This window comes from Geothrix sp. 21YS21S-4, assembly GCF_030845995.1.
Taxonomy (GTDB): Bacteria; Acidobacteriota; Holophagae; order Holophagales; family Holophagaceae; genus Geothrix.
This window is the reverse complement of sequence record NZ_CP132719.1, coordinates 663,841-688,945: the sequence shown is the minus strand read 5'-3', so window position 1 is coordinate 688,945 and position 25,105 is coordinate 663,841. Positions and strand designations below refer to the sequence as shown.

General features: G+C 65.6%; 24 protein-coding genes. 16 read left to right on the top strand and 8 right to left on the bottom strand.

Annotated elements, in window-relative coordinates; all coding sequences use genetic code 11:
* Window positions 1-87: 87 nt before the first annotated feature.
* Complete coding sequence (locus RAH39_RS03165; RefSeq protein WP_306591353.1) at window positions 88-2,157, bottom strand: sensor histidine kinase; 2,070 nt, start codon at window positions 2,155-2,157, stop codon at window positions 88-90.
* A gap of 47 nt (window positions 2,158-2,204) precedes the next feature.
* Between RAH39_RS03165 and RAH39_RS03160 the strand changes: the two genes are divergently transcribed.
* On the top strand, window positions 2,205-3,464 hold the full coding sequence (locus tag RAH39_RS03160; protein ID WP_306591352.1) for a DNA methyltransferase: 1,260 nt from the start codon (window positions 2,205-2,207) through the stop codon (window positions 3,462-3,464).
* Window positions 3,465-3,509: 45 nt separating this feature from the next.
* Window positions 3,510-4,358, top strand: coding sequence for a sugar diacid recognition domain-containing protein (locus RAH39_RS03155; RefSeq protein WP_306591351.1), 849 nt, complete (start codon window positions 3,510-3,512; stop codon window positions 4,356-4,358).
* A gap of 237 nt (window positions 4,359-4,595) precedes the next feature.
* Here the strand turns inward: RAH39_RS03155 and RAH39_RS03150 are convergent, their stop codons facing one another.
* The 4 genes from RAH39_RS03150 to rpmB form a co-directional block, all read right to left on the bottom strand.
* A complete protein-coding gene (locus RAH39_RS03150; protein ID WP_306591350.1) occupies window positions 4,596-5,012 on the bottom strand; it encodes a GNAT family N-acetyltransferase in 417 nt (138 codons plus the stop codon).
* Window positions 5,009-5,707, bottom strand: coding sequence for a tRNA (adenosine(37)-N6)-threonylcarbamoyltransferase complex dimerization subunit type 1 TsaB (tsaB, locus tag RAH39_RS03145; RefSeq protein ID WP_306591349.1), 699 nt, complete (start codon window positions 5,705-5,707; stop codon window positions 5,009-5,011). The genes RAH39_RS03150 and tsaB overlap by 4 nt, the downstream gene beginning before the upstream one ends.
* Window positions 5,708-5,723: 16 nt before the next feature.
* On the bottom strand, window positions 5,724-6,134 hold the full coding sequence (locus RAH39_RS03140) for a bacteriohemerythrin (RefSeq protein WP_306591348.1): 411 nt from the start codon (window positions 6,132-6,134) through the stop codon (window positions 5,724-5,726).
* 105 nt (window positions 6,135-6,239) lie between these two features.
* Complete coding sequence (gene rpmB, locus RAH39_RS03135) at window positions 6,240-6,431, bottom strand: 50S ribosomal protein L28 (protein ID WP_306591347.1); 192 nt, start codon at window positions 6,429-6,431, stop codon at window positions 6,240-6,242.
* Between the two features lie 138 nt (window positions 6,432-6,569).
* Between rpmB and RAH39_RS03130 the strand changes: the two genes are divergently transcribed.
* From RAH39_RS03130 to RAH39_RS03115, 4 genes are all read left to right on the top strand, one after another.
* Window positions 6,570-7,403, top strand: coding sequence for a DNA-processing protein DprA (locus RAH39_RS03130; RefSeq protein ID WP_306591346.1), 834 nt, complete (start codon window positions 6,570-6,572; stop codon window positions 7,401-7,403).
* A gap of 124 nt (window positions 7,404-7,527) precedes the next feature.
* Complete coding sequence (gene topA, locus RAH39_RS03125; RefSeq protein WP_306591345.1) at window positions 7,528-9,990, top strand: type I DNA topoisomerase; 2,463 nt, start codon at window positions 7,528-7,530, stop codon at window positions 9,988-9,990.
* Window positions 9,991-10,066: 76 nt separating this feature from the next.
* A complete protein-coding gene (locus tag RAH39_RS03120) occupies window positions 10,067-10,807 on the top strand; it encodes a hypothetical protein (RefSeq protein WP_306591344.1) in 741 nt (246 codons plus the stop codon).
* A complete protein-coding gene (locus RAH39_RS03115; protein WP_306591343.1) occupies window positions 10,800-11,618 on the top strand; it encodes a DUF5677 domain-containing protein in 819 nt (272 codons plus the stop codon). Before RAH39_RS03120 ends, RAH39_RS03115 begins: the two co-directional genes overlap by 8 nt.
* Window positions 11,619-11,786: 168 nt before the next feature.
* On the opposite strand, the gene RAH39_RS03110 is transcribed toward RAH39_RS03115, so the two are convergent.
* Window positions 11,787-13,094 carry a retropepsin-like aspartic protease family protein gene (locus RAH39_RS03110; protein ID WP_306591342.1) on the bottom strand — a complete coding sequence of 436 codons (1,308 nt, stop codon included), beginning with the start codon at window positions 13,092-13,094 and terminating at the stop codon, window positions 11,787-11,789.
* A gap of 451 nt (window positions 13,095-13,545) precedes the next feature.
* Complete coding sequence (locus RAH39_RS03105; RefSeq protein ID WP_306591341.1) at window positions 13,546-14,526, bottom strand: SDR family NAD(P)-dependent oxidoreductase; 981 nt, start codon at window positions 14,524-14,526, stop codon at window positions 13,546-13,548.
* Window positions 14,527-14,680: 154 nt separating this feature from the next.
* On the opposite strand from RAH39_RS03105, the gene RAH39_RS03100 reads away from it, so the two are divergent.
* Window positions 14,681-15,262, top strand: a complete 582-nt coding sequence (locus tag RAH39_RS03100) for a TetR/AcrR family transcriptional regulator (RefSeq protein ID WP_306591340.1) — start codon at window positions 14,681-14,683, stop codon at window positions 15,260-15,262.
* 65 nt (window positions 15,263-15,327) lie between these two features.
* Here RAH39_RS03100 and RAH39_RS03095 read toward each other — a convergent pair whose 3' ends face one another.
* Window positions 15,328-17,631: a hybrid sensor histidine kinase/response regulator gene (locus tag RAH39_RS03095; protein WP_306591339.1), complete on the bottom strand. Its 2,304-nt coding sequence runs from the start codon at window positions 17,629-17,631 to the stop codon at window positions 15,328-15,330.
* Window positions 17,632-17,758: 127 nt separating this feature from the next.
* On the opposite strand from RAH39_RS03095, the gene RAH39_RS03090 reads away from it, so the two are divergent.
* From RAH39_RS03090 to RAH39_RS03050, 9 genes are all read left to right on the top strand, one after another.
* Window positions 17,759-18,313, top strand: a complete 555-nt coding sequence (locus RAH39_RS03090; protein WP_306591338.1) for a hypothetical protein — start codon at window positions 17,759-17,761, stop codon at window positions 18,311-18,313.
* Window positions 18,314-18,333: 20 nt separating this feature from the next.
* Window positions 18,334-18,621, top strand: a complete 288-nt coding sequence (locus RAH39_RS03085) for a DUF2164 domain-containing protein (protein ID WP_306591337.1) — start codon at window positions 18,334-18,336, stop codon at window positions 18,619-18,621.
* A gap of 72 nt (window positions 18,622-18,693) precedes the next feature.
* A complete protein-coding gene (locus RAH39_RS03080; protein WP_306591336.1) occupies window positions 18,694-19,059 on the top strand; it encodes a 5-carboxymethyl-2-hydroxymuconate Delta-isomerase in 366 nt (121 codons plus the stop codon).
* 12 nt (window positions 19,060-19,071) lie between these two features.
* Window positions 19,072-19,275 carry a hypothetical protein gene (locus tag RAH39_RS03075; RefSeq protein WP_306591335.1) on the top strand — a complete coding sequence of 68 codons (204 nt, stop codon included), beginning with the start codon at window positions 19,072-19,074 and terminating at the stop codon, window positions 19,273-19,275.
* Window positions 19,276-19,656: 381 nt separating this feature from the next.
* Entirely contained in the window at window positions 19,657-20,097 is a 441-nt protein-coding gene (locus RAH39_RS03070) for a thioesterase family protein (protein WP_306591334.1), read from the top strand.
* Window positions 20,098-20,109: 12 nt separating this feature from the next.
* A complete protein-coding gene (locus RAH39_RS03065; RefSeq protein WP_306591333.1) occupies window positions 20,110-21,645 on the top strand; it encodes a M14 family metallopeptidase in 1,536 nt (511 codons plus the stop codon).
* A 152-nt stretch (window positions 21,646-21,797) separates the two neighbouring features.
* Window positions 21,798-22,433, top strand: coding sequence for a sensor domain-containing protein (locus tag RAH39_RS03060; RefSeq protein ID WP_306591332.1), 636 nt, complete (start codon window positions 21,798-21,800; stop codon window positions 22,431-22,433).
* 11 nt (window positions 22,434-22,444) lie between these two features.
* The gene (locus RAH39_RS03055; RefSeq protein WP_306591331.1) at window positions 22,445-22,855 is read left to right on the top strand and encodes a DUF4342 domain-containing protein; all 411 of its coding nucleotides are present in this window, start codon (window positions 22,445-22,447) and stop codon (window positions 22,853-22,855) included.
* A 42-nt stretch (window positions 22,856-22,897) separates the two neighbouring features.
* Entirely contained in the window at window positions 22,898-24,913 is a 2,016-nt protein-coding gene (locus RAH39_RS03050) for an NADPH-dependent 2,4-dienoyl-CoA reductase (protein ID WP_306591330.1), read from the top strand.
* Window positions 24,914-25,105: the final 192 nt, after the last annotated feature.

The following is a 25,105-nucleotide window of genomic DNA, read 5'->3' as shown; positions in this document are numbered from 1 at the left end:
AGCCGCCGGCCGTGTCTCCGCTGTTCAAGGCCGTCCTGCTGGCCTGGCTGGTGGTGGGTCCGCTGGGACTGTGGCTGAGGCGCCGGATCACCGCCGGGACGGGAGGGCGAGGCTGAAGCGGCTGCCGGGCTCCAGCGGCTCGTACCAGGCGTCGCCGCCGTGGTCCTGGGCGATGCGGCGGACGATGGCGAGGCCGAGGCCGGTGCCCTTCCGCTTGGTGGAGAAGTAGGGCTCGAACAAACGGTCGCGGTCCGGCTCGGGGATGCCGGTCCCGTCATCCTCCACGTCGTAGCGCCACGCGCCGTCTTCCGATCGGAGGGCGAGGGCCACGGATCCCCGCCCTTCGACGGCCGCCACCGCGTTGTCCACCAGGTTGATCAGCGCGCGCTTCACCATGTCGCCGTCCCACTGGACCTCCGCGCCGTCCTCGGGGAGCGCCAGGCTCCACCGGATGTCGGGGTGGTTGGGCTCATAGAGGGCCAGCACCTGGCGCAGCAGGTCCGCGGGGTCGCAGGGCGCGAACTGGGGCACGGGCAGGCGGGCGAAGCGGCTGAAGCTGTCCACCAGCCGCGACAGGCTCGCCACCTCGCCCAGGATGGTCTCCGCGCCCTCCTGCACCGCCTGCAGATCCAGCCGCCCTTCCCGGGTGCGGCGGAGGAGGCGCTGGGCGGTGAGCTGGATGGGCGTGAGGGGGTTCTTCACCTCGTGGGCCATCCGCCGCGCCACCTCCTGCCAGGCGGCCCGCTTCTCGGCCTGGGCCAGCAGCGACAGGTCCTCCAGCACCGCCAGCACGCCGCCGTTCTTGAGGGGTTCCAGGATGGCCCGCACGGGCCGCCCTTCGCCCTCGCCGCCCAGCCGCAGCTCCTCCTGGACGCCGCGCCCGGATTCCCGCACGGCGACCAGCAGATCCGGCAGGCGGCCCAGGCGTGGCAGGGTCTCCACCGTCGCCCAGCGGGCCTCGCCCAGGTCGAAGGACTCCAGCCCCAGCCAAGTCCGCGACGCGGCATTGAAGGTCCGCAGCTCGCCGTCCGCCCGCCAACTCATCACGCCCACGGGCAGGGCGGCAAGGATCTGATCGAGGTACGCCCGCTGCTGCTCCAAGCGGCTGGCCTGGGCCTCGATGGCGGCCTGGTTGGTCTTGAGGTCGCGGGTCATGGCGTTGAAGGTGCGGGCGAGGAAGGCCAGTTCGTCCTCCCCCAATTCCGGCAACTGAACCTCCAGATCGCCGCTGCCCACGCGCTGGGCGGCCTTCGCCAGGGCGCGGATGGGCTCGCTGAGGGACCGCGCCAGGGCCAGCCCCGACCACACCGCGAAGAACAGCGTCAGCAGCGTCAGGAACAGGAAGGTGCTCTGGGGCAGGGTCTGAAGCGTGTCGCGGTTGGCGCGGATCTGCTGGCCCTCCCGGAAGCGCTGTTCGAGGGCCAGTACCCGGTCCAGCGTCGCCCGCGGCATGAACACGCCCACCGCCCACAGGCCGTCGCCGCGGGGAACGGCGCGGAGCAGCCACAGGCCCTCCTGGGATTCCCAGGCCGTCTCCATGGCGGGCAGGGAGGTGAGGTCCGGCGGCGTCAGCGCCGCGCCCAAATCCAGGGAGCGCACGCCGTCGCCCTTGGGGCCGAGAAAGGCCACCAGGTCGAGGCCCGACGCCACCCGCATCGCGGAGGCCTCCGCCGACGGCGAGGCCAGCAGCCGCTCGGCGCCGAAGGTCAGCCGGGCGGCGGCGGCGGCGCGGATGTCCTCCGCCGCCTTCTGCCCCTCGCGGATCGCCACCTCCGTCTCGGGACTGAACCAGCGCTCCACGTTCTTGTTGATGAAGTCCCGGCCCACCAGGAACAGGATCAGGCTGGGCACGATGCCGACGATGAAGAGGGTCAGCACCAGCCGCGTCCGGAGCCGGGCGCCCAGGATCCCGCTGCGGCGCTCGAAGTAGAGCTTCGCGAGGCTGCGGGCCACGATGAACATCAGGGTCCCGATGGCGAGGACGTTGGCCGTCCCCACCGCCACCAGGGCCCAGCGCGAGGGCGCGTCCAGCCCCCCCGCCGCGATCCGGTTCCCCACGCCCTTGTAGGCCAGGATGATCATCACGATCAGCACTCCCAGGCCCACGGCCACGTACAGGCGCGTCAGCTCGGGATGGCGTTTGGAGGCGGGGCTCATCTTCAGCAGGCTATCCTGGAAGATCCTCGAAAGGCAGGCGGAAGCGGATGGCGACGGCGGATTCGGAAGCGGCGAGGCAGAGCTTCCTGGCGGGATTCATTCCCGGCGCCGGCCTCTCCAACGTCGACTCGCCGCTGCCCGATGCGGCTTGGGATGCGGTGGCATCCGAGAACGGCACCTATCCCCGGCTGTCGCTGGAGTTCTGGACCGCGAAGCAGCGCCAGGCCTCCAGCCTGCACGAGATCTCCTACCGGGCCTGCTACAAGCCCCAGCTCCCGCGCCACTTCATCGAGCGCCTCACGCGGCCCGGCGACCGCGTCTACGATCCCTTCAGCGGACGGGGCACCACGGCCCTGGAAGCGGCGCTGATGGGCCGCCGGGTGGCCGCCAACGACGTCAATCCGCTGTCCCGGATGCTGGCGGAACCACGGCTCGCGCCGCCCGATCCCAAAGCCGTGGCGCAACGCCTGGAAGCCATTTCCCCCGCGACGGAAACCGGCGGCCCGGACCTGGGGATGTTCTTCCATCTGGACACGGAAGCCGAGATCCGCGGGCTCCGCCGATGGTTCCTGGACCGCGCGGCCTCCGGGGAACTGGACGCGCTGGACGCCTGGATCCGCATGGTGGCGACGAACCGCCTGACGGGCCACAGCCCCGGCTTCTTCTCCGTCTACACCCTGCCCCCCAACCAGGCCCTCGGCGCCGACAAGCAGCGGCAGATCAACGCCCGGCGGAACCAGGTTCCTCCCTACCGCGACACCCGCGCCCTCATCCTGCGGAAGACGAAGCGGCTGCTCTCGGACCTGGGCCCCGAGCAGCGGCGCCACCTGGCCGCCGCCGCGGAGGACGCCGTGTTCCTCACCGGAGACGCCCGGCGAACGCCGGGCTTGGCGGACGGCGCCGTCCAGCTCACGGTCACGTCGCCGCCCTTCCTCGACGTGGTGGACTACGCCGCCGACAACTGGCTCCGCTGCTGGTTTGCGGGGCTGGACGCCGAGGCCGTGGGAAAGGGGATCAGCACGCCCCGGACGGTGGAGGCCTGGGCCGCGACCATGGGCGAGGTGTTCGCCGAACTCCACCGCGTCACCCGGCCCGGAGGCTTCGTGGCCTTCGAGGTCGGCGAGGTCCGCCGCGGGAAGGTCAAGCTGGATGAAGTGGTGCTGCCCCTGGGCCTCGCCGCAGGCTTCCGCGCCCACGGCGTGCTGGTGAACACCCAGGCCTTCACCAAGACCGCCCACATCTGGGGCGTGGGGAACAACGCCCAGGGCACCAACAGCAACCGGATCGTCTTGTTCGAAAGAAAGTGAAGGAGCGGACCTGCCGATCAGGTATGGAAATGCCGGAGACCTGGGATGGACCGTGAAATCGCCCAAAAGATCGTGGAGTTCATCCACACCGCGACGGAGATGAATCCGATCGTCTGCGACCTCGACGGGACGATCGTGGCTGCCCACGTCACCTCGCGGATCGGCACCTTCCACGCCGGCACCCGCAAGATGCTCCAGGAGGACCTCCCCTTCCTGATCGTCACCGCGGAAGAAGAGGAAGCGTCCGGCGGAACGGTCCGGGCGGGCATCAACCTGCCCATCCGCCACAACGGCGAGCTGATCGGATCCATCGGGATCCCGGGCGATCCCGAGAAGACGCTGCTGGTGACCCGCATGGCCTCCGGCCTGTTCTCCAAGGAACTGCGGGAGCGGGAGCTGCTCGAACGCCTGGTGGGCCACGCGGCGCAGATGGACACCGCCATCAGCACCATCGTGTCCACCGCGGAGCAGGTGAACGCCTCCCAGGCCCGGGTGTCGGGCATGGTCGAAGAGGTGGAGCGGCTGGTGAACGCCTCCTTCGAGGACATCAAGACGACGGGCGAAGTGGTGGAGACCATCCAGTCCATCGCCAGCAACACCCAGATGCTCGGCCTGAACGCGGCCATCGAGGCGGCCCACGCCAAGCACCACGGGCGCGGCTTCGCCATCGTGGCGGAGGCCGTCCGCAAGCTGTCGGACCAGTCCAACCAGTCGGCGGAGCACATCAAGGTGGCCCAGTCCCACCTGAACGAATCCATGGGCCGGGTGGTGGATTTCTCCAAGGACCTGACGACCCAGACCCACGAGCAGACCGAGACCACCCGCGCCATCGCGGGGATGGTGCTGGACCTGAAGCAGGTCAGCGAAGACCTGATGGCCCTGACGCGAGACTGAGCCCAGCTCCGCAGGACGCGAAACAATCTGGGAAAGCTGGAACCGCAGATGTCGCAGATGGCCGCAGAAAGGGCTTCTGGCCCACAGATTCCGCAGATTCACACAGATTGAACATAGGTGGGGCGAAACCGAAGGGAACGCAGGCCGCTTGGCGCGGCATCGGCGGCCATCTGCGTCATCTGCGGTTCAACTTGCAAACCGTGAACTTGAAAGACGTCTCCGCTTCCGGAGGGACGCTCAGCTCGTCCGCACGAACACCAGGGCGTCCTCGCCGTTGGAGTAGTAGCGGGGGCGCAGGCCGCAGGGCTCCCAGCCGCAGCGCTGGTAGAGCCGGAGGGCGGGGGCGTTGGAGGGCCGGACCTCCAGGAACAGGCGGACGAGGCCCTCCGCCGCCAGCTCCCGCTGGCAGACCTCCAGCAGCACCCGCCCGAGCCCCTGCCCCCGGGCTTCGGGCGCCACGGCGATCCGCAGCAGCTCGGCCTCGCCGGCGGCGGGCACCCGGGACCAGCGGGCGAAGGCCACTTCCGGGATCGCCCACAGAGCCTCGTGGGGCGCCAGGCTCTGCCAGGCGTCGCCGAAGGCCGCGCGGTCCAGGGCTGCCACCCACTCAGGGAGGGGCGCCCCGTCCTCCAGGCGGCCCATCTCCAGCTTCATCGGGCCACGCCCTTCCGCAGGGCTTCGGACAGGTGGGCCGCCGCGTGGGGGAAGTTCACCTCGGCGTCCGTCTCCCGCAGGTAGAAGGGCACCAGGGGCGCTTCCGGAGGCCCCTGGGAGGCCCGCTGGGCGACGGCGATGAGCCCGGCCAGGGTGGCCTCGCCTTCGTCCTCCAGGCGAATCCTCCGCTCGGGAAGGACGGCTTCCACCTTGGGAGCGAACGCCTCCGGCGCCCACCAGGCCTCCGTATTCACCCGCTCCGCCAGCGCCGCGAGGAGGCTCTTCGCCGCGGCGGAAGCGGGCGCCCCCTCCTCCCACCGCTGGTGGAAGGCCTCGCCCCGCTGGCCGTCCAGCAGGATCCAGAACGGCCCTTCCACCCCGGCCCGCCGCAAGGTCTCCGCCCGGAGGGCGAAGGCCGAGAAGCCCCAGGTGGGCAGGCCCGTGAGGCCCAGGCCCTCGGCCGTGGCCACGCCGATCCGCAGGCTGGTGAAGCCCCCGGGTCCCACGCAGGCCGCCACGCCGGAAAGATCGCCGGGACGGGCGCTCGCCTCGGCCATGAGGCCGTCCAGGGCCGGAATCAGGCGCTCGCTGTGCCCCCGGCCCGCCTCCGAGGCCACCCGCCGCGACCAGACGCGCTCCCCTCGGATCAGCGCCAGATGGAGGATTTCCGTGGTGGTGTCGAGGGCGAGCAGCATGGATCCAGTGTAGGGCTTAGGCGCTGCCCTCGCGGTTCTTCAGGAAATTGCCCAGTTCCTTGTCCACGTTCTGGATGTGCCCCAGCAGCCAGGTTTCCAGGAAGGCGAGAACGGCCTCCAGCGGGCGCGGCTGGCCGGCGCGGTGGGCGGCCAGAAGATCGCTCACCTGGAGCACCAGGTTGGAATGGGCGGCGAAATGCGCGGCGGTGCCGGGGTAGCTGTACTGGATCATCAGGCCCTCCTCCATCGCGAAATGGCGGACGGTGTAGTCCCGGAGAAAGACCAGCAGATCCTCGATTTCATCGGGGCCCTTCCCCGCCTCCATCGCGTCCCGCAGGCGGTTGATGGCCGCCACCAGGGACTGGTGCTCCTCATCGATCCGGTCGTGCCCCGTTTCCAGGGCGGGCTGCCACGTGATGCGCGCCATTCGGTGCTCCAGGGTGGTGGGGCGGGTGGGGCGGACGTGAAGCTCGATATGGAAAAGACGAGGCGGCCGACTGGGCCGCCTCGTGGATGAAAATTTGGAGAAGGACTAAACGGCCTTCAGGATTTTACCAGACTGGATGCAGGAGGTGCACACCCGAAGCCGCTTCGGGGCGCCGCCCACCAGGGCACGCACGCGCTGGATGTTCGGATTCCACCGCCGCTTGGTGACGTTGTTGGAATGGGAGACGTTGTTCCCGAATTGGGGCTTCTTACCGCAGATTTCGCACTGACGGGACATGGGAACCTCACGAGCCGAAGAAGAAAACAGCCAAGAGAACCAGTGTAGTCGTGCAGGTCGGAAACGCAAGGGAAAACCTGCCTTGCCTTGCGTCCCCCGCGGGGAGAGAGCCACGATGGAGCATCTCCCGGATTCCCCATGGACCTGCGCCTCTGGGCCCTCGCCTTCACCGTAGCCGACTGGCCCGAGCGCCAGAAAGCGGAAATCTGGGCCGCCCTCCAGGCGGGTGAAGAACCGCGGCTGACTCCCCCGCAGGCCGCCGCCCTGGCCCATCTGGAAGCCGACCTTCCCCGCCGGCGGGAGGAGGCGCAGGTCCGGGGCGCCCGGCTGCTCCTCCCCGGCGATCCGGGCGTGGACGAGCTGCTGGCCCCTTTGCCCTATCCGGTGGCCCTGTGGGTGCGCGGAACCCTCCCGCCTCCCCGCCCCCGCATCGCCCTGGTGGGCAGCCGCCAGGCCTCCCGCCGCGGGGTGGAGCGCGCCCGCGCCTGGGCGAAGGACCTGACGCAGGCGGGGGTGGCCGTCCTTTCGGGCCTGGCCCGCGGCATCGACGGCGCGGCCCACCGGGGCGCCCTGGAAGCGGGAGCCACCTGGGGCGTGATGGGCTCGGGCCTCGACCATCCCTATCCGCCCGAGCACCGCGACCTGATGGACCGGATGGCGGCCTCCGGCGGCGGGGTGATCACGCCTTTTCCGCCCGAAGCGCCGCCCCGGGCCTGGCATTTCCCGCGGCGGAACTGGCTGCTGGCGGCCTGGACGGAGGGCGTCCTGGTGGTGGAGGCCCGGCGGAAGTCGGGCTCCCTGGTCACGGCCCGCCTCGCCCTGGACCTGGGGAAGGAGCTGTGGGTGTGCCCTGGATCACCGGAGGACCCGTCGGCCGAAGGGCCGAATTTTCTTCTAAGGGAGGGTGCTGCACATATTTGCCTATCTCCAGCCGACCTCCTGGAGGACCTGGCCGCGGGACGGGTCCCTTGACAAACCTCCGTGGGCTGGTTCCATCCTTAGCCCCCATAGGAGATCTGCCGTGACCAGGAAGCCAAATCAGGGCGATTCGAGTACGCCGGACGGTTCTGAGCACGCATCGCGTGGTCAGAAGCTCGTGATCGTCGAAAGCCCGTCGAAGGCGAAGACCATTACCAAGTACCTCGGCAAGGGGTACAAGGTCATGGCGTCCGTGGGGCACATCCGGGATCTGCCCAAGAAACTGGGCGTGGACGTGGAGAACGGATTCCAGGAGGAATACGAGATCAGCCCGGCCAAGGAGAAGGTGGTCAAGGAGCTGAAAGCCGCCGCCAAGGGCGCCGACGAGATCGTGCTCGCCACTGACCCCGACCGCGAGGGGGAGGCCATCAGCTGGCACCTGCTGGAGGCCATCAAGCCCCCCAAGACCCTGCCCGTGAGCCGCGTCCTGTTCAACGAGATCACCGCCTCGGGCATCCAGAAGGCCATGGCGGCGCCCACCATCATTAATAAGAAGCTGGTGGACGCCCAGCGGGCCCGGCGCGTCCTGGACCGCCTGGTGGGCTACAAGGTGAGCCAGGTCCTGTGGGACAAGGTCCGCCGCGGCCTCAGCGCCGGGCGGGTCCAGAGCGTCGCCGTGCGGATCATCGTGGACCGCGAGCGGGAAATCCAGGCCTTCAACCCCGTCGAATACTGGGTGCTGAAGGGCAAGTTCGCCGCCAAGCTGCCGCCCAGCTTCTGGATGAAGCTCGTCAAGCTCGGCGGCGAGAGCCTCCAGCTCGGCAACAAGGAGACCAAGCGCCGGGTGGCCGACGCCGTCCAGGCCAAGGAATTGAAGGCCGCCCTGGAAAAGGCCGCCTACAAGGTCACCAGCCTGGAGACCAAGGAGAAGAAGCGGAATCCCGCCGCGCCCTTCACCACCGCCAAGCTCCAGCAGGAGGCCGCGCAGAAGCTGAAGATGAGCGTCAGCCGCACCATGCAGAACGCCCAGCGGCTGTACGAGGGCGTGGACTTCGGCGAGGGCCCCGTGGGCCTGATCACCTACATGCGCACGGATTCGCCCCGCATGGCCCCGGAGGCCGTGGAGGCCATCCGCGAGTTCATCGCCCAGAAGTACGGGAAGGACCACATCCCCGCCAAGGCCCGGATCTACACCGGCAAGGCCGGCGCCCAGGACGCCCACGAAGCCATCCGCCCCACGGACATCACCCGCACCCCCGAGAGCCTGCGCGGCCAGTTGGAGCCCGACCAGTTCCGGCTCTACGCCCTGATCTGGCGGCGGACCATGGCCTCCCAGATGGAGGCCGCCCGCTTCGACGAGACCGTGGTCCAGACCGAGGCCGAAGTGGGCAAGGACGTGGCCCTGTTCGAGGCCAAGGGCGAGATCGAGCGCTTCCCCGGCTGGCTGGCGGTCTACCGCGCGGACAAGACCGAGACCGACGCCGAGGGCATCGCCGACGCCGCCAAGCTGGCGGACGACGAGGACGAGGACGGCACCCACCTGCCCGCCCTCAAGCTGGGCGAGGCCCTGAAGCTGGAGCAACTCGACGCCGACCAGCAGTTCACCAAGCCCCCGGCGCGGTTCAACGAAGCCACGCTCGTGAAGGAGTTGGAAGAGGACGGCATCGGCCGCCCCTCCACCTACGCCAGCATCATCGCCACCATCCAGGACCGGGACTACGTCAAGAAGCACGAGGGCCGCTTCAAGCCCACGGACCTGGGGATGACGGTCACGGAGCTGCTGCTCCAGGGCTTCCAGGATCTGCTGGATCCCAAGTACACCTCGGGCATGGAGGGCAACCTCGACCGCATCGAAGAGGGCAAGCTCACCTTCAAGAAGGCCATGACGGACTTCTACGGCCCCTTCGAGCAGGCCCTGGCCGCCGCCGGAAAGGACATGCAGAACCTCAAGGCCGGCGTCCCCACCGGGGAGAAGTGCCCCAAGTGCGGCGACCGCAAGAAGCACCCGGGCACGCTGCTCAAGCGCATCGGCCGCAACGGGTTGTTCGTGGGGTGTACCAACTACAGCGCCGAGAACGAGAAGGACAAGTGCGACTACACCGCGGACCTCGAAAAGATGGAGGAGCCCGAGGACGCGCCGGAATGCCCGCTGTGCGGCACCACGCCCATGAGCCTGCGCAAGGGTCAGTGGGGCCCCTTCTGGGCCTGCCCCAACTATCCCAAGTGCAAGGGCATCGTGAAGGCCGACCCCAAGGGTATCCCCGTCCCCCCCGACGAGCCCACCGGCGAGAAATGCCCCAATTGCGGCAAGGGCTTCGTCAAGCGCCACGGCCGCTACGGCGAGTTCGTGTGCTGCGTGGACTACCCCGCCTGCAAGACCGTGAAGAAGGAGATCCTCGCCGTCCCCTGCCCCAAGTGCGGCGGCGGCCTCAGCCCTCGCAAGACCCGCTTCGGCAAGATCTTCTACGGCTGCACCAACTACCCCAAGTGCGACTACACCGCCTGGGACAAGCCCGTCCCCGTCACCTGCCCCGCCTGCAAGAACCCCAGCATGGGCGAGAAGACGCGGAAGCCCCGGGGGAAGGATCCGATTCAGGTGCTCTTGTGCCCGAAGTGTGGGCATGAGGAGCCGATGGGATAGAATCCTGCAGTTAAGTTTGAATATTATTCAATATAAGATCTTCCGTTCCAGAGAGAATTCCTCCGGATTATCGGCGATGGACAAGAAAAAGCAATTTTTGGCTGGCCATCAGAGAATCGGCAAACGTCTCGTGCCACCCATGATGCGTATAAAAAATCTCAAATCTATAAGCTATATCGACCATTTGCTCCCCGAGCTTATTTGGATTGGCTTATTAAATCAAAAATATGGATATTTAATTACGTCAAGAATTCTCGAATCTCTATTTTTAACTATTGACAAGATTACAAATTCCCAGGCTTCAGGAAATTTTGCGTTAATTTCCAGTTATAATCGATTAAGTCTTCCTCAAAAAAATCAAATTCATACCGAATGCAAATATAAGGGCATTTTAGAGTCCCTCCAAAACGGAATTGCACCATTAGTATTGTTGTATGACGGATGCCCACTGTCCTTTTTTGGTCCACCCACTGAGATGATATCTCCCACTATATTAACTGACATCCTAGAGAAATGTCTCCGGGAAACAATTGATAAATACGAGATACCAGGCACCGCTCTGAATTTTTCTATGTTGCTATATAAGCTCACGATAGGGAAAATTCATTTCCCTTCCGATATGGAATTACCTGATTTTAATTGTATTTTTAACGATCTGCATTCTGAGGAAGGAAAATATGCTGCGGGGATCGCAAGATCACATGCCTTAGCAGATTTCGGTCATGGAGAAGTTGATCCTTCATGGGCAAATTTGTTTTGGAATCAGAACCTCCTTATCAGCCCCTGTCAATTCAATATTGGTGATACAGATGCCTAATAGGTTCAATAAAATGATGTCCAATTTTGTTGAGTCATATACTGATGTTGTCAATCTGGGTTTTGAGCAACGTATTGCCCAGGCAAAACCTGATCTGCAGACAAAATATGTGCATGAATGTCTATGGGGATTATTAGCAAGACAAGCTACCCTTTCAATAGAATTAGCGAGAGCCCCATCTATATGGAACGGACATGTTGCTCCCCTTTTTTTACGATGCATGATTGACGCCTATATAACAATGGCATGGATTTTTGAAAGCCCGATAGATCGGAGCGAGAAATATGTAAAATATGGTCTAGGCCAAGAAAAACTATATCTCGAACATTTGGAGCAATCCCTTCACGAGGAAACAGATCCTGAAAACACTGAGAGCCTCAATGAAATAATTAATTTAAGAAGAAAATGGTTAACTTCTCAACTTGCTGAATGGGCAACAGAAATTAATCTAGGTTCGTGGTCAGGACATTCTGCTAGAGAAATGGCTATCGCCATAAAAAGAGAATCACTATACCATTACGCATATGTGCCATTTAGTGGTCCAGTTCATAACATGTGGCAACATGTTGGAATATACAATGTAAGACAATGTGAAAATGCAATGCATAAATTTCACCTTATTCCCACTATTAAGAAAGCTTCTTGGGAGCCGGATTTTATGTACCGATCTTCAAAATACCTTTCTCAATCTTATGAACTTTTCGATCTTAAATTAAATATTTCATGCGATATCGAATTACCCGATGATTTCTTTTTGCGACATGAATTATTTTCATCTTTTTCGGAAGAAGAAAATAACAAAAATGAGTAAAAAATGCAATTTTTCAATAGCGCCTTCTAATGATATAATTTACGCCAATTCCATACATCAGAAAACCAAGATCTTCTCGTCATTTATTGGCATACCCGCATGAGAAAAATTCCCTAAATATATAACCCCATATCTACGATCTATCGGAGCCACTCTAATAACAGAATTTTATTCTATCTCGATGATTCTTTGTGCGTTATCGATCGACCATTTCCCCAGCCTGCTAAGAAAACTCTGTCCTAAGAGTAATGAACCCTCTACACCCGTCAGGGTCGCGGTGACATTTTCTATTACTCGATCTCCGATTTTAATTCTTTTAAGGCGAAAAATCTTAGATGGAACCAAAGTTCCATCCGCCAAACGATATGTCTTTGAGCCGATAAAATCGGAAGGAGAGAGTGTGCCAGTTCGCATAAGGGTGAGAACGACATCAGCAGGCACCACAACATCTGATGCCCCACTATCAATGATAAAATCCAATAAGATGGTGTCATTAAGAGTAACTTGTACTGTTAGTACACCTCCTTCAAGCGTAAGAGGAACACTATGCCTGGCACCTTTGATCGGAGCAGAAATTCCTGATTGATCCCTTATAAAAGAGAATGATCCCCAAAACAAATGGCGCACCTTTAACCAATCATCAATTGCTCGCATCCCTGGCGAACTAGGATTTAACTTGGAGCCGAAAAACCTTTTCCCCTCTGAATCAAATGAGATTGCCCAGGCCTTATTGGCTCGCGTCTCTAGAAGAAAAGCTCCTTCACTGATAGTACATGAGTGCGAGGTACACCCCGTGGCCCATACGAGGCTCTCAGTTAACCAAATCAACCCCGACGACACTTCCATATGACTGCGTAGATCCTTGAACCCCTTTGGACCCAAGAGGTCTAAAAGGGGTTTCCGGTTAATGGGGTCGTTGAAAATTTCGTGGGCAAATCGTTTTTCCTTCATGGGAAGACTGTTGAACTGAGGAACAGATCGCTTGGTTTCAACCCTTCCAACTCCAAAAGTGTATTGGCAAAGCTCTAAAATGGGCTCTCCTAAGGGACCATTAGTTTTGCCATTTGCCTGATAAATCACAGCCCGAGGAGTGAGCGTGAACACTTTATTAACCGCTCCCCTGAGAGGAGGTGCAATATCCTTAAGTAAGATTGGTGCATTACCCGTCAGGTCCAATATATTGTCGGACCAACAACACGCATTTCCTCCACTTGCATTGTGGATGAACAAAATCTTTGGGTCTTTCTCACTTGGAAATACCCCATATACATCAATAATATAATCTCGAATCAGCACATGCCCATTAAGAGTCAACGTCTTTTCATAGTCTGTTGCTCCCTGAATGGCGACAACGCCTAGGGGCGTGTTGAACGTGGGAGTGGGTTTAGGCATCTTGCCAAATAGAACTAATTGACTCAAAAGAGTCAACCAAAGCGACAGAACGTGTAGAAGGGAAGGGATCCGAAATTGGCTCATCTCTCCTCCTGATGCTGGAACAGCATAAACCAATATGCAGCATCAACGCCATCCGAAACACACGAAGGGCTCAAGACTTGGCTGATCGTGGTGCGAATGAATGTTGATTTATGATGAGAGGAGAGAAATTCTCTAAGCCTAGTCTCCGTTTGTCCGCCTTCCGAACTTCGTTAGATCAATGCCCCATCACATAAGTCTTTAATCACATTTGACCATTGGACAGTTCCCACAGTGACGGCCCGATCTCTCACCCTCGCTATATTTCGGAGGTCCAAGAGCTACGAAGTTCGAATAGATAATTAAAGGTGCACTCCTTTTCCACAATGTCACCAATACCTATCAAAAGGTCAGGCGAAGAAATTTTATAAGGGAGAGATTTAGGAGGAAATGAAGAGACCAATATCCCTTTTTCTCTCCTAGATTTCAAAAAAACCTTCCTTCCCGCCTCACCTCACGCGAACTTCTCCCCCACCATCTCCTCACTCTTCCCCCACAGCGCCTCCGCCAGCTCCCCATCCAGCGCATACCCCCGCACGCCCTCGCTGATGGCCGTGATCACGGCGTCGTCAGGCACGACGGGGCCGACGTGGCAGTTCTCGCAGTAGCGGGCGCCGATCTCGTCGGCGGGGGCGACGACGGCGGCCCAGACGGAGGTGGCGGCGCCCTGGGGAATGGTCTTCCACTCGAAGGGGGGCTGGCCCTCGGCGGCGCGCTGCTGGTTGATCTGGTCCACGAGGGCCTGGAGCTTCTCCTCGCCCATGTGGCGGCCCAACTCGGTCTGGATGCCGCCGGGGTGGACGGCGGTGGCGCGGATCCCGCGGTCCCGGTGGCGGCGGTCGAAGGCGACGGCGAACAGGATGTTGGCGGTCTTGGATCGGCCGTAGGCGGCGAAGGGCTCGTAGGGGGTGCGCTCGAAGTTCGGATCGTCCAGGTCCACGTTGGCGAAGCGGTGGCCCGAGGACGCCAGGTTGACCAGCCGGGACCCGGGCCGCAGCAGCCCTGCGAGGCGGTTCACCAGGACGAAGTGGCCCAGGTGGTTGGTGCCGAACTGGGTCTCGAATCCGTCCGCGGTATGGCCGAAGGGCGTGGCCATCACGCCCGCGTTGGCGATGATCACGTCGAAGGGCTCGCCCTGCGCCACCAGCGCGTCGGCGCAGGCCCGCACGCTGGCGAGGTCGGCGAGGTCCAGGGCCACCAGGTCGAGGCTTCCGCCCCCAGCCGCCGCGTCCTTCCGCACCTGGGCCGTGGCGGCTTCCGCCTTGGCCAGGTCCCGCGCCGCGCCCACCACCCGCGCGCCGTGGGCGGCGAGGGCCCGCGCGGTCTCCACGCCCAGCCCGGCGGACACGCCGGTCACCAGGATCCGCTTGCCCTTCAGGTCCACGCCGGACAGCACGTCGTCCGTCGTCGAGGTCGCGCCGAAGCCCTTGGTCATGTCGATCCTCCTGATCCACAGATGTGGGAGATGCGCCGAGGCGCCCGCCCATTGACCCGGGGACCGATCCGCCGGTACAAAGAGGAGAGTGTCTCCGCTACGGAAGAATAAGCGGAGACTTTCTCCGCTTGCAATCCCCCTTTTTCGGGATCCCATGCCCAAACCGCCATCCCCCTCTGCCCGGAAGCCCCGCGCCGACGCCCAGCGCAACCGCGAGCGGATCCTCGACATCGCCCGGGACGCGTTCACCCGGTCGGGCGCGGGCATCAGCCTGGACGAGGTGGCCAAGCTGGCGGGAATCGGCCCCGGCACGCTGTACCGCCACTTCCCCACCCGGGAGGCGCTGCTGGAGGCCGTCTACCGGACGGAGGTGGCCAAACTGGCGGAGGCCCAGCGGGCCTTCGCGGAGACCCTGCCGCCCATCGAGGCCCTGCGCGCGTGGATGCTGCTCTTCGTGGACTACATCGCCGCGAAGCAGATCATCGCGCCGGCCCTCAACACGCTGGTGGGCGGCCCTTCCAAGCTGTTCGAGTGCACGGGCGCGCAGGTGAAGGGCGCCATCCACGCGCTGGTGGAACGGGCCATCGCCAACGGCGACATCCGCCCGGACCTGGACCCCCTGGACCTGCTGCGGGCGCTCATCGGCGTGTCGAACGTGGCCTCCACCCCCGACTGGGCCCAGAGCGCCCGCCGGCTGGTGGAGATCCTCATCTTGGGGTCGCGACCGACGGACTAGGGAAGGGCCATGGATGAACTCGGATCAACACGGATGGGAACCTCCCATCGCCGTGCGATCCGGGTTCATCTGCGTTCATCCGGGGCTTTCACGCCGATCCGCTGGAAATGCGCCTCCAGTTCCCGCTTCCCGAAGGGCTTCGACAGCAGGGTGACGTGGGGGTGGGCCTGGACGAGGTCCTGGGCGGTCTGGTCGGCGCGGCCGGTGGCCAGCAGAACCGGGACGGCGGGAAGCAGCGCCCGGAGCCGCGGCAGGGTGCCGGCGCCGCCCAGGCCCGGCATGTTCATGTCGAGGATGACCACGTCGGGGCGGAAGCCCGCTTCGATCCGCGCCAGGCCGCCCTCGCCGCTGCCCACCACGGTGGCGCGGTGGCCCAGCAGGTCGAGGATGGCGGCCATGGAGGCCTGGATCAGCTCGTCGTCGTCCACCAGGAGCACGTCCAGCGTGCTGGGCGGGGCCTCGGATTCATGGGGACCCGCCAGTTCGCCGTCGGCGCTCCCCTGGGAGGCGGGGAAGCGCATGGTGATGCAGGTGCCCCGGCCGGGCTCGCTGCGGATCTCCAGCTTCCCCTGGTGGGCCTCCACGGTGCGGTAGGCGATGGACAGGCCCAGGCCGGTGCCCTTTCCCACCTCCTTCGTGGTGAAGAATGGATCCAGCGCCCGCTCCAGGACTTCCCGGCTCATGCCGGTGCCCGTGTCCTCCACCTCCACCTCGATGTGCGCGGCGCCGACGTTGCGGGTGCGGAGGGTGAGGGTGCCGTTCTCCGGCATGGCGTCCACGGCGTTGACGCACAGGTTCATGAGCGCGTGGGTCAGGGCGCCGGCATCGCCGCGGATGGGGCGCAGATCCGGCGCCAGGTCCATGACCAGCCGCACCTTGGCCAGGGTGGTGCGCTCCAGGAGATGCGCTTCCTCCCACAGGATGGCGTTCAGGTCCAGATCCCGCTCCTCGCCGGGGCTCTGGCGGGCGAAGGTGAGGAGCCGCTTGACCATGGCCCCACCCCGCTCGGCGGCCTTGATGATCGTCCCGAAGGCGGCGTGGACGGCGCTTCCCGTGGGCACGCCCTGGCGGTGGGCCGAGGCCAGGCCCAGGATGGCGCCCAGCACGTTGTTCATGTCGTGGGCGAGGCCCCCGGCCAGGCTGCCCAGGCTCTCCAATTTCTGGGCCTGGTGGAGCTGGTCCTGCAGGACGCGCTGCTGTTCCTCGGCGCGGCGCCGCTGGGTGATGTCCGTGATGATCCCCACCAGGGCCCGCAGGCTACCGTCGGGGTTCTCCAGGCGGCGGCCGGAGAGGTGGCCCCAGAACTCGCCGCCGTCGGCCCGCAGGTAGCGGCGCTCCACGGAGACCGACTGGATGCCGCCCGTGATGAGCTGCCGCATCCGCCCGTCGCCGGAGGACTGCTCGGAAGGGTGCAGAAGCGTGGGATAGAGGAGGCCGATCATGGCCTCGCCCGTGCGTCCGAACAGCTCGCCCATCCGCCGGTTGGCGAAGTGGATCTCGCCGCCGGGCGAGACCAGCATGATCCCCGCGTCCGAGGCCTCGAAGATGATCCGCATCTGCTCTTCGCTCTCGCGCAGGGCGCTCTCCGCGCGGCGGTCCTCGGTGATGTCGTGGGCCACGCCCATGAACTGCTGGCCCCCGCCGGGGGCGGCCATGGGGGTGCCGTTGGCCACGAACCAGCGCCAACTGCCGTCGGCGTGGCGGATGCGGTAGGGGGGGCTGCTTCCGGCCTGCCCCGAAGCCAGGACCCGCTGGAGGTAGGCCGCGGAGGCCTCCCGGTCCTCGGGATGCACGAAGGGCGCGAAGGGCTTGTCCAGGACGGCGGTCACCGGCAGGCCGAAATGGCGCTCCCAGGCGGGGGATACGAAGGTGAAGACCCCCTCGGCATCCAGGGTGAAGATGATGTCCAGGGACTGCTCGACATAGGACCGGAAGACCTCTTCCCGCTCCCGGAGCCGCGCCTCCATCTCCCGCCGCTCGGAGATGTCCGACACGAACACCAGCGTCGCGGGGCCGCCCTCGAGCATCACCGCGCTGACGTGGACCTGCATGGGAAAGGCCGTGCCGTCCTTCCGCAGGCCCATGATCTCGTAGAAGGGCGGACCGTCGCCGGTGCGCTCGCGCAGCTCGTTGCGGGCCCGGGCCCGGTGGCGCTCCCCTTCGACCACGTTGTCGATGAGGGGGCGGCCCAGGATCTCCGACTCCTGCCCGTAGCCGAACAGCTTCAGGTAGGCGGCATTGGCCCGGAGGTAGGCCCCCTTCCGGCTGACGGCGATCCCGAGGGGGGCGGCTTCGAACAGAACGGTCCGGGCGGGCCCATCGGTCCAGGAGGGGGGGTCGGGCGGCATGGGACCGTCGGGGAGGGGCATGGGGGCATCGGCAAGGGGCATACGTCTGATCGGAAGGGCATTCTGAGGCCTTTTCCGGCGCTTGGCAAAAAACCTGGAGGTGGGCTTTGGGACTACTCGCCCCTCGCAGGTGGGCCATACTCGCCCCATGTCCGTTTTCGCCCGCCCCGCCCTGCGCTGGTCCGCCCTCGCGGCCCTGTGGGCGGTCATGGGTGCGGTCCTGTGGCTGACGGCGGTCCAGGCCTTCCTCATCGCCCTGAACCCCTTCTGCCGCCTGCAGCGCCCGGGCGTCACGCACGCCGCCGTGCAGAGCGTGGACCGGGATCCGGACAGCCAGATCACGGATTTCGTCACCGTGAAGCGCCGGGAGACGGAGGAGGTCCTGCGGATGGCCAAGGCGGAGGCCGCCGCCCTCCAGGCCGACGACGAGGTGTGGATCCTGGACGCCTGGTACGCCGACGGGCTGCGGCCCACCCAGTTCCGCCTCACCCCCCAGCGGATCCTGCTGGAGTACCCCGGCCTCCTGCTGCTGCCCATCGCCTGGGGGCTCTGGCGCCTGCGGAAGGCGCGGCAGGAAGCGGAGGCCGCGCCGCTTCCTCCGGTCCGCCGCGTGTTCGTCGACGACCTTCATCTCCGCGCCCAGCGCTTCGCCAAGCCGGGGGAGAAGGCCGCGCCGCCTCCGGCGCCCGAGGGCGGAGAATAGAGGCAAGAGGAAGAAGCCGCATGGACATCCAGCTCGCCCCCGACGTCGAAAAGAAGCTCTACGGCGCCATCCAGCGCTTCGTGGCCGAGGAGTACGGCGAGAGCCTGGGCGAGCTGGGCTCCGCCACCTTCCTGCGCTTCTGCCTGAAGGAGATCGGCCCCGCCATCTACAACCGCGCCGTGAGCGATGCCCAGGCCTGCATCCAGGAGCGCGTCAGCGACCTGGAGAACATCTGCTTCGCCGAGGAGACGGGCTACTGGGACAAGGGGACAAAGCGGACCGTGGCCCGCAAGCCGCTCCGAGGCTGAGGCCTTCCACATCTCAGGTGGACGGGACTCCCGTCTCCGCCCACCGTGGAACCTGCCCCTGACGGTGTCCCCATGCCCCACTGCATCCTCGAAGCCTCCGACAACCTCCTGGACCAGCCGGACTGGGGGGCGCTGCTGCGGGAGATCCACCGGACCTTGGCGGCGACGGGCCTCTTCCAGGAGGCCGACATCAAGAGCCGGGTGATCCGGCCCGAGGCCTTCCGGGTGGCCGACGGCGCGCCGGACCGGGCCTTCGTCGCCCTGAACCTGCAGATCCTGGCGGGCCGCCCCGACGAGGTGAAGTCCCGGGTCAGCGACGCGCTGATGGGCGTCCTGGCGGGGGCCTTTCCGCTCAGTTCCGCGGGGATGCGGCTCAACCTGACCGTCCAGATCAGCGACCTGCACGCCCCCAGCTACCGCCGCCAGACCAGCGGGTAGGAGACCGACTTCATGACCGATCCCATCACCTCCCGCCAGAAAGTGCTGCTGCAACTGGTGGCCAAGCACCCGGACGTAGCCCGGGACCACCTGTTGAAGGCCGGCGCGGCGGAGGCGGACCTCGTCTACCTGGAGCGCCAGGACCTGATCCGCGAGCGCGAGGTCGGGCACTACCGCGTCTCCCACCTGGGACAGCAGGTCCTGAAGCGGATCTAGGGAAGGAGATCAGCCCCGGATGAACGCGGATGAACACAGATAAAACGGCGTTGGACTTCTTATCCGTGTCGATCCGTGTTCATCCGTGGCCTTTTTCCGGCCGTAGGGCGGCCTCATGCCAATGGCGATCAAGACTCAACTTTTTTCACCGCCAAGCGCGCCAAGAACCGCATAAAGACACCGCTTTTGCCTTTCTTGGTGTTCTTGGTGTCTTGGTGGTGATCCGTATTCTTTGAATGCAGGATGAGCCACGGATGAACCCAGATGGAACGGCATTGGGCTTCCCATCCGTGTCGATCCGCGTTCATCCGCGGCCCTTTTCCGGGTTCCGCGCCCCTGCCCGACCGGGGATGATGGAGCCCCGCCTGTCCGGAGTCCCGCATGTTCGAAACCACCCTCTACGCCGGCTGGGGTGACATGGACTTCAACGGCCACATGCGGAACACCGCCTACCTGGACAAGGCCGGGGACACACGGATGCGGTTCTTCGAGACGCACGGGTTCCCCGTGTCGGAGTTCTCGCGGCTGCGCCTCGGCCCCGTCGTGATGAAGGACGAGGTCGAATACCTCCGCGAGATCGGGCTGATGGAATCCTTCCGCGTCACCCTGGCGGTGGCGGGCCAGTCGGCGGACGGCAGCCGCTTCCTCCTGCGGAACGAGTTTTTCAAGGCCGACGGCCGGCCCGCGGCGCGCCTGTTCACGCGCGGCGGCTGGCTGGACCTGGCCGCCCGGAAGCTGGTGGCGCCCCCCGCCGCCCTGGTGGAGGCCATGGACGCCATGGGCCGCACCGAAGATTTCCAGCACCTCCCCTCGCGCACCTGACAAGGAGCCCCCATGACCCCGCTCACCCGCGCCGAAGCCACCCGCTACGAGGAGACCAGCCGCCACGCGGACGTGATGGCCTTCATCGCCGCCCTGGAAGCCAAGGGCGACACGCGCCTGCACGTCACCAGCTTCGGCGCGAGCCCCCAGGGCCGGGACCTGCCCCTGCTGGTGGTGTCGTCGCGGGGCGTGAAGACGCCCGAAGAAGCCCGGCGCCTGGGGCTGCCTGTGGTGCTGGTGATCAGCGGGATCCACGCCGGCGAGGTGGAGGGCAAGGAGGGCTGCCTGATGCTGGTGCGCGACCTGCTGGACGGCAAGCCCAGCCTCGACGCCGGCCAGATCCTAGAGAACCTCACCCTGGTGGTGGCGCCGCTGTTCAACCCCGACGGGAACGACGCCATCGACCCCGGCAACCGCAAGCTGCACCTGCCCAAGCTCAGCGGCCAGCTCGGCCCCGACAGCGGCGTGGGCACCCGCGTGAACGCCGCGAAGATCAACCTGAACCGCGATTACCTGCGCTACGAGGGCGCGGAGATGCGCCTGCTCCAGCAGCGCGTGTGCCAGCCCTGGGCGGCAGATCTCACCATCGACAACCACGCCACCAACGGCTCCGTCCACCGCTTCTCCATGACCTACGACATCCCCCACACCGGGGAGAGCGGCCGGCCCGAGCCCATCGAGTACATGCGGAACCGCCTGCTGCCGCCCGTCACCGCCGCGCTCAAGGCCAACCACGGCCTCGACGCCGGCTGGTACGGCAACTTCGTGGAAGACGAGCGGGCCCTGGACGCCGACCGCGACGCGGAGCCCGGCGCGCCGGTGCGCGAAGGGTGGATGACCTACCCACACCACCCCCGCTTCGGCAGCAACTACCGCGGGCTCACCAGCCACATGGACCTGCTGCTGGAGTGCTACAGCTACATCCCCTTCGCCGAGCGCGTCCGCACCGCCTACGCCTTCATGCTGGAGACCCTGAAATTCGTGGCCGCCCACCGGGACGAGGTGGTTCAGACCGTGGCCCAGAGCCGGACGCCGCGGCAGCGCATCGCCGTCCGCTCCAAGCTGGAGCCCTTCGACCGCCCCGTGGAGATCCTCACCCGCACGCCCCGGACGCTGGAGGGCGCACCCAGCACGGTGACCCTCCCGCACTTCGGGCGCTTCGTGGGCACCCTGGTGGTGGACCGCCCTGCGGCCTACCTGGTGGCCCCGTCCGTGGCCGATCACCTGCGCCTGCACGGCCTGCGCGTGGAGGACGCCCGCGGCACCTTCGAGGCGGAAGTCCCCGTGGTGGAGAGCCTCGGCTCCGAGGGCGGCCGGGCCATCCTGGAGGCCGCCGCCGTGGGCGAGCTCGAAGTCTCCTGGCGCCGCGGCCCCCGCGCGGCTCCCGCCGGGTGGTCGCTGGTGCCCACGGACCAGCCCCTGGGGGCCATCGCCGCCTACCTGTGCGAAGCCGAGAGCGACGACGGCGCCGTGGAGAACGGCCTGCTGCCCGTCCCCGCGCTGGGCGAGGAACTGGCCCTGTGGCGGGTGCCGCACCTGGGCAACTGAAAAAAATCCACCGCCAAGGCGCCAAGAAAGACCTGAATGACGTTCTTTGTTGGCGCCTTGGCGGGGATCCTTACCGGCGGAAGGCTGCCGTTCGCCGATTGCCGGCGAAATGGGACAGGAACCCGCCGTAGGTTGGGGCATCCGGAGGTCCCATGTCGTCCCCATCCCATCCCGGCTTCTTCGAGGTGCTCGCCGTACGGCGGGCCTACACCACCCTGCTCTACCTGCTGCTGTCCCTGGGGACGGGCATCCTCGCTTTCACCTTCGCGGTGACGGGCCTCTCCCTCAGCCTGGGCCTCGCCATCCTGATCGTGGGGCTGCCGGTGGCCCTCCTCTTCCTGCTGGGGACGAGGCTCCTGTCCGTGGCGGAACTGCACCTTCTCCGGCTGCTGGTGGACGATGGGATGGAGGCGGCCCCGATCCCCGACCCCCTGCCGCCGGGAACGGGCTTCCTGGCGCGGACGAAGGCCCTGGCGGCGGACCGGCGCACCTGGACGAGCCTGCTCTACTTCCTGCTCCACCTGCCGCTGGGGATCGCCTACTTCACCGCCTTCGCCACGCTGCTGTCCGTGGGGCTGAGCCTGATCGCCGCGCCCTTCGCGCCCCTGTTCGGCGCCACCGCCAGCCTGGACCTGGGAGCGCCGGCCTGGCTCGCCGCCCATCCCGGCTCGGCGGGCGTCCTGTGCGCCCTCGCGGGCCTGGCGCTGCTGCCCCTCACGTTCCACCTGGCCCTGGCGCTGGGCCGCTTCCAGACTTGGCTAGCCCGGCACCTGCTGGTCCGGGCGTGAAGGGAGGAGCCATGACCGAGTCCGATCGCTCTCGCAACGAGGAGTTCAAAGTCGACGGCGGCAAGGTCCTCGACACCATCAAGGACCTGATCCACCAGGGGAACATCCGCCGGATCATCCTCAAGAACGAAGAGGGCAAGACCTTCATCGAGATCCCCCTGACCCTGGGCGTGGTGGGCGCGGCGCTGCTGCCCGTCTTCGCAGCCGTGGGCGCCCTCGCCGCCGTCGCCACCCGCATGGTGATCGCCGTGGAGAAGGTGGAGAACCGACCTCAGACCGGAAAAGCCTCACCACCAAGACACCAAGGGCACCAAGAAAAGCGTCCTTTTCTTTCTTGGTGTCTTCGCGTCTTGGTGGTGAGCTTTTTTTCTTTAGAGACAAACCGCAGGGGCCGGCCCTCCAGCCACTCTGCCTCCGGGTAGGCCCGGCGAGGCTCTACACTGGCCGCACCCCCCGGAGCGCCCGTGTCCTATCCCCACCTGCTGGCCCCCCTCGACCTCGGGTTCACCACCCTCCGCAACCGCGTGCTGATGGGCTCCATGCACACCAACCTGGAGGAGGCCAAGGGCGGGTTCGCCAAGCTGGCGGCCTTCTACGCCGAGCGCGCCCGCGGCGGCGTCGGGCTCATCGTCACGGGGGGCATCGCGCCGAGCCTGCGCGGGCGCCTGACGCCCTTCGGGTCGCAGCTCTCCTGGCCGTGGCAGGTGGGGAAGCACCGGCTGGTGACGGACGCGGTCCACGCCGCGGGCGGGAAGATCGCCCTCCAGATCCTCCACGGCGGGCGCTACAGCTACCACCCGCTCAGCGTGGCGCCCTCCGCGGTCAAGAGCCCCATCACGCCGTTCAAGCCACGGGCCCTGTCGGAGCGGGGCATCCGCGCCACCATCCGGGATTACGCCCGCTGCGCGGCCCTGGCCAAGCGGGCGGGCTACGACGGCGTGGAGGTGATGGGCAGCGAGGGCTACCTCATCAACCAGTTCATCGCCGCCCGCACCAACCGCCGCACGGACGCCTGGGGCGGCAGCTACGAACACCGGATGCGCTTCCCCGTGGCGGTGGTGAAGGCTGTGCGCGAGGCGGTGGGGCCGGATTTCATCGTGATCTTCCGCCTGTCCATGCTGGACTTGGTGCCCGACGGCAGCACCTGGGAGGAGGTCATCCAGCTGGCCAAGGCCGTGGAGGCGGCGGGCGCGACGATCCTCAACACGGGCATCGGCTGGCACGAGGCGCGGGTGCCCACCATCGGCGCGATGGTGCCCCGCGGCGCCTACGCGTGGGTGACGCAGAAGCTGAAGGGCGAGGTGGGCATCCCCCTGATCACCACCAACCGCATCAACACGCCCGAGGTGGCCGAGGAAGTCCTGGCCTCCGGGTGCGCCGACATGGTGAGCATGGCGCGCCCCCTGCTGGCGGACGCGGATTTCGTGAAGAAGGCCGAGGAGGGCCGGGCTGAGGACATCAACACCTGCATCGCCTGCAACCAGGGCTGCCTCGACCACGTCTTCGAGCAGAAGCGCGCCACCTGCCTGGTGAATCCCCGCGCCTGCTTCGAGACGGAACTGGTGTTCCAGCCCGCCTACGCGCCCAAGCGGATCGCCGTGGTGGGCGGCGGCGCCGCGGGCCTCAGCTTCGCCTGCCACGCCGCCGAGCGCGGCCACGTCGTCACCCTCTTCGAGGCCGAGACCGAGCTGGGCGGCCAGCTCAACTACGCCAAGCGCGTGCCGGGCAAGGAGGAATTCTTCGAGACGCTGCGCTACTTCGGTCGGCGCCTGGCCGCCGCGGGCGTGACCGTGCGCCTCGGTCAGCGGGCGGGAGTGGAGGATTTGAAGGATTTCGACGACGTGGTGCTCGCCACCGGCGTCCGTCCGCGGCGGCCCGACATTTCCGGCGTGGACCATCCCAAGGTGATCAGCTATCCCGACCTGCTGTCGGGCCGGAAGGTGGCGGGACGCACCGTGGCCGTCATCGGCGCGGGCGGGATCGGGTTCGACGTGGCCGAATTCCTGGCGCAGCCGGACCACGCTCCGGCGGTCGACCGCTACCTGGCCGAGTGGGGCGTCGACGGCGCCCACGCGCACCGCGGCGGCCTGCTGCCCGCTCCGCAGCCGCCGCAACCCGCCCGGACCGTCCACCTCCTGCAGCGGAAGACGGACCGCATGGGCGCGGAGCTGGGAAAGACCACCGGCTGGATCCACCGCGCCACCCTCAAGGCCCTGAAGGTGAAGATGCAGGGCGGCATCCACTACGAGCGGATCGACGACGAGGGCCTGTGGATCCGGGACGGCAAGGACGCCGGCGCCCGCTGCCTGCCCGTGGACAGCGTGATCCTGTGCGCGGGCCAGGTCTCCGAGCGCGGCCTGGCCGAACCTCTGGAGGCCCTGGGACGGAGCGTCCACCTCATCGGCGGCGCCGACGTCGCCACCGAACTGGACGCCCAGCGCGCCATCCGCCAGGGCGCCGAACTGGCCGCGAAAATCTGAGGATTGGCCACGGATAAACACGGATGAACACAGATGGTCATTCATCCGCGTTCATCTGAGTTCACCCGTGGCCAAGACCCTTTCATGTCGCTCGCCGCCGCGGGGCATGGATGGAGGAACGGGCAGGGTCTGAATTTTTGCCGCGGCTAAACGCGGATGAACGCAGATACTCATTCATCCGCGTTCCTGCGA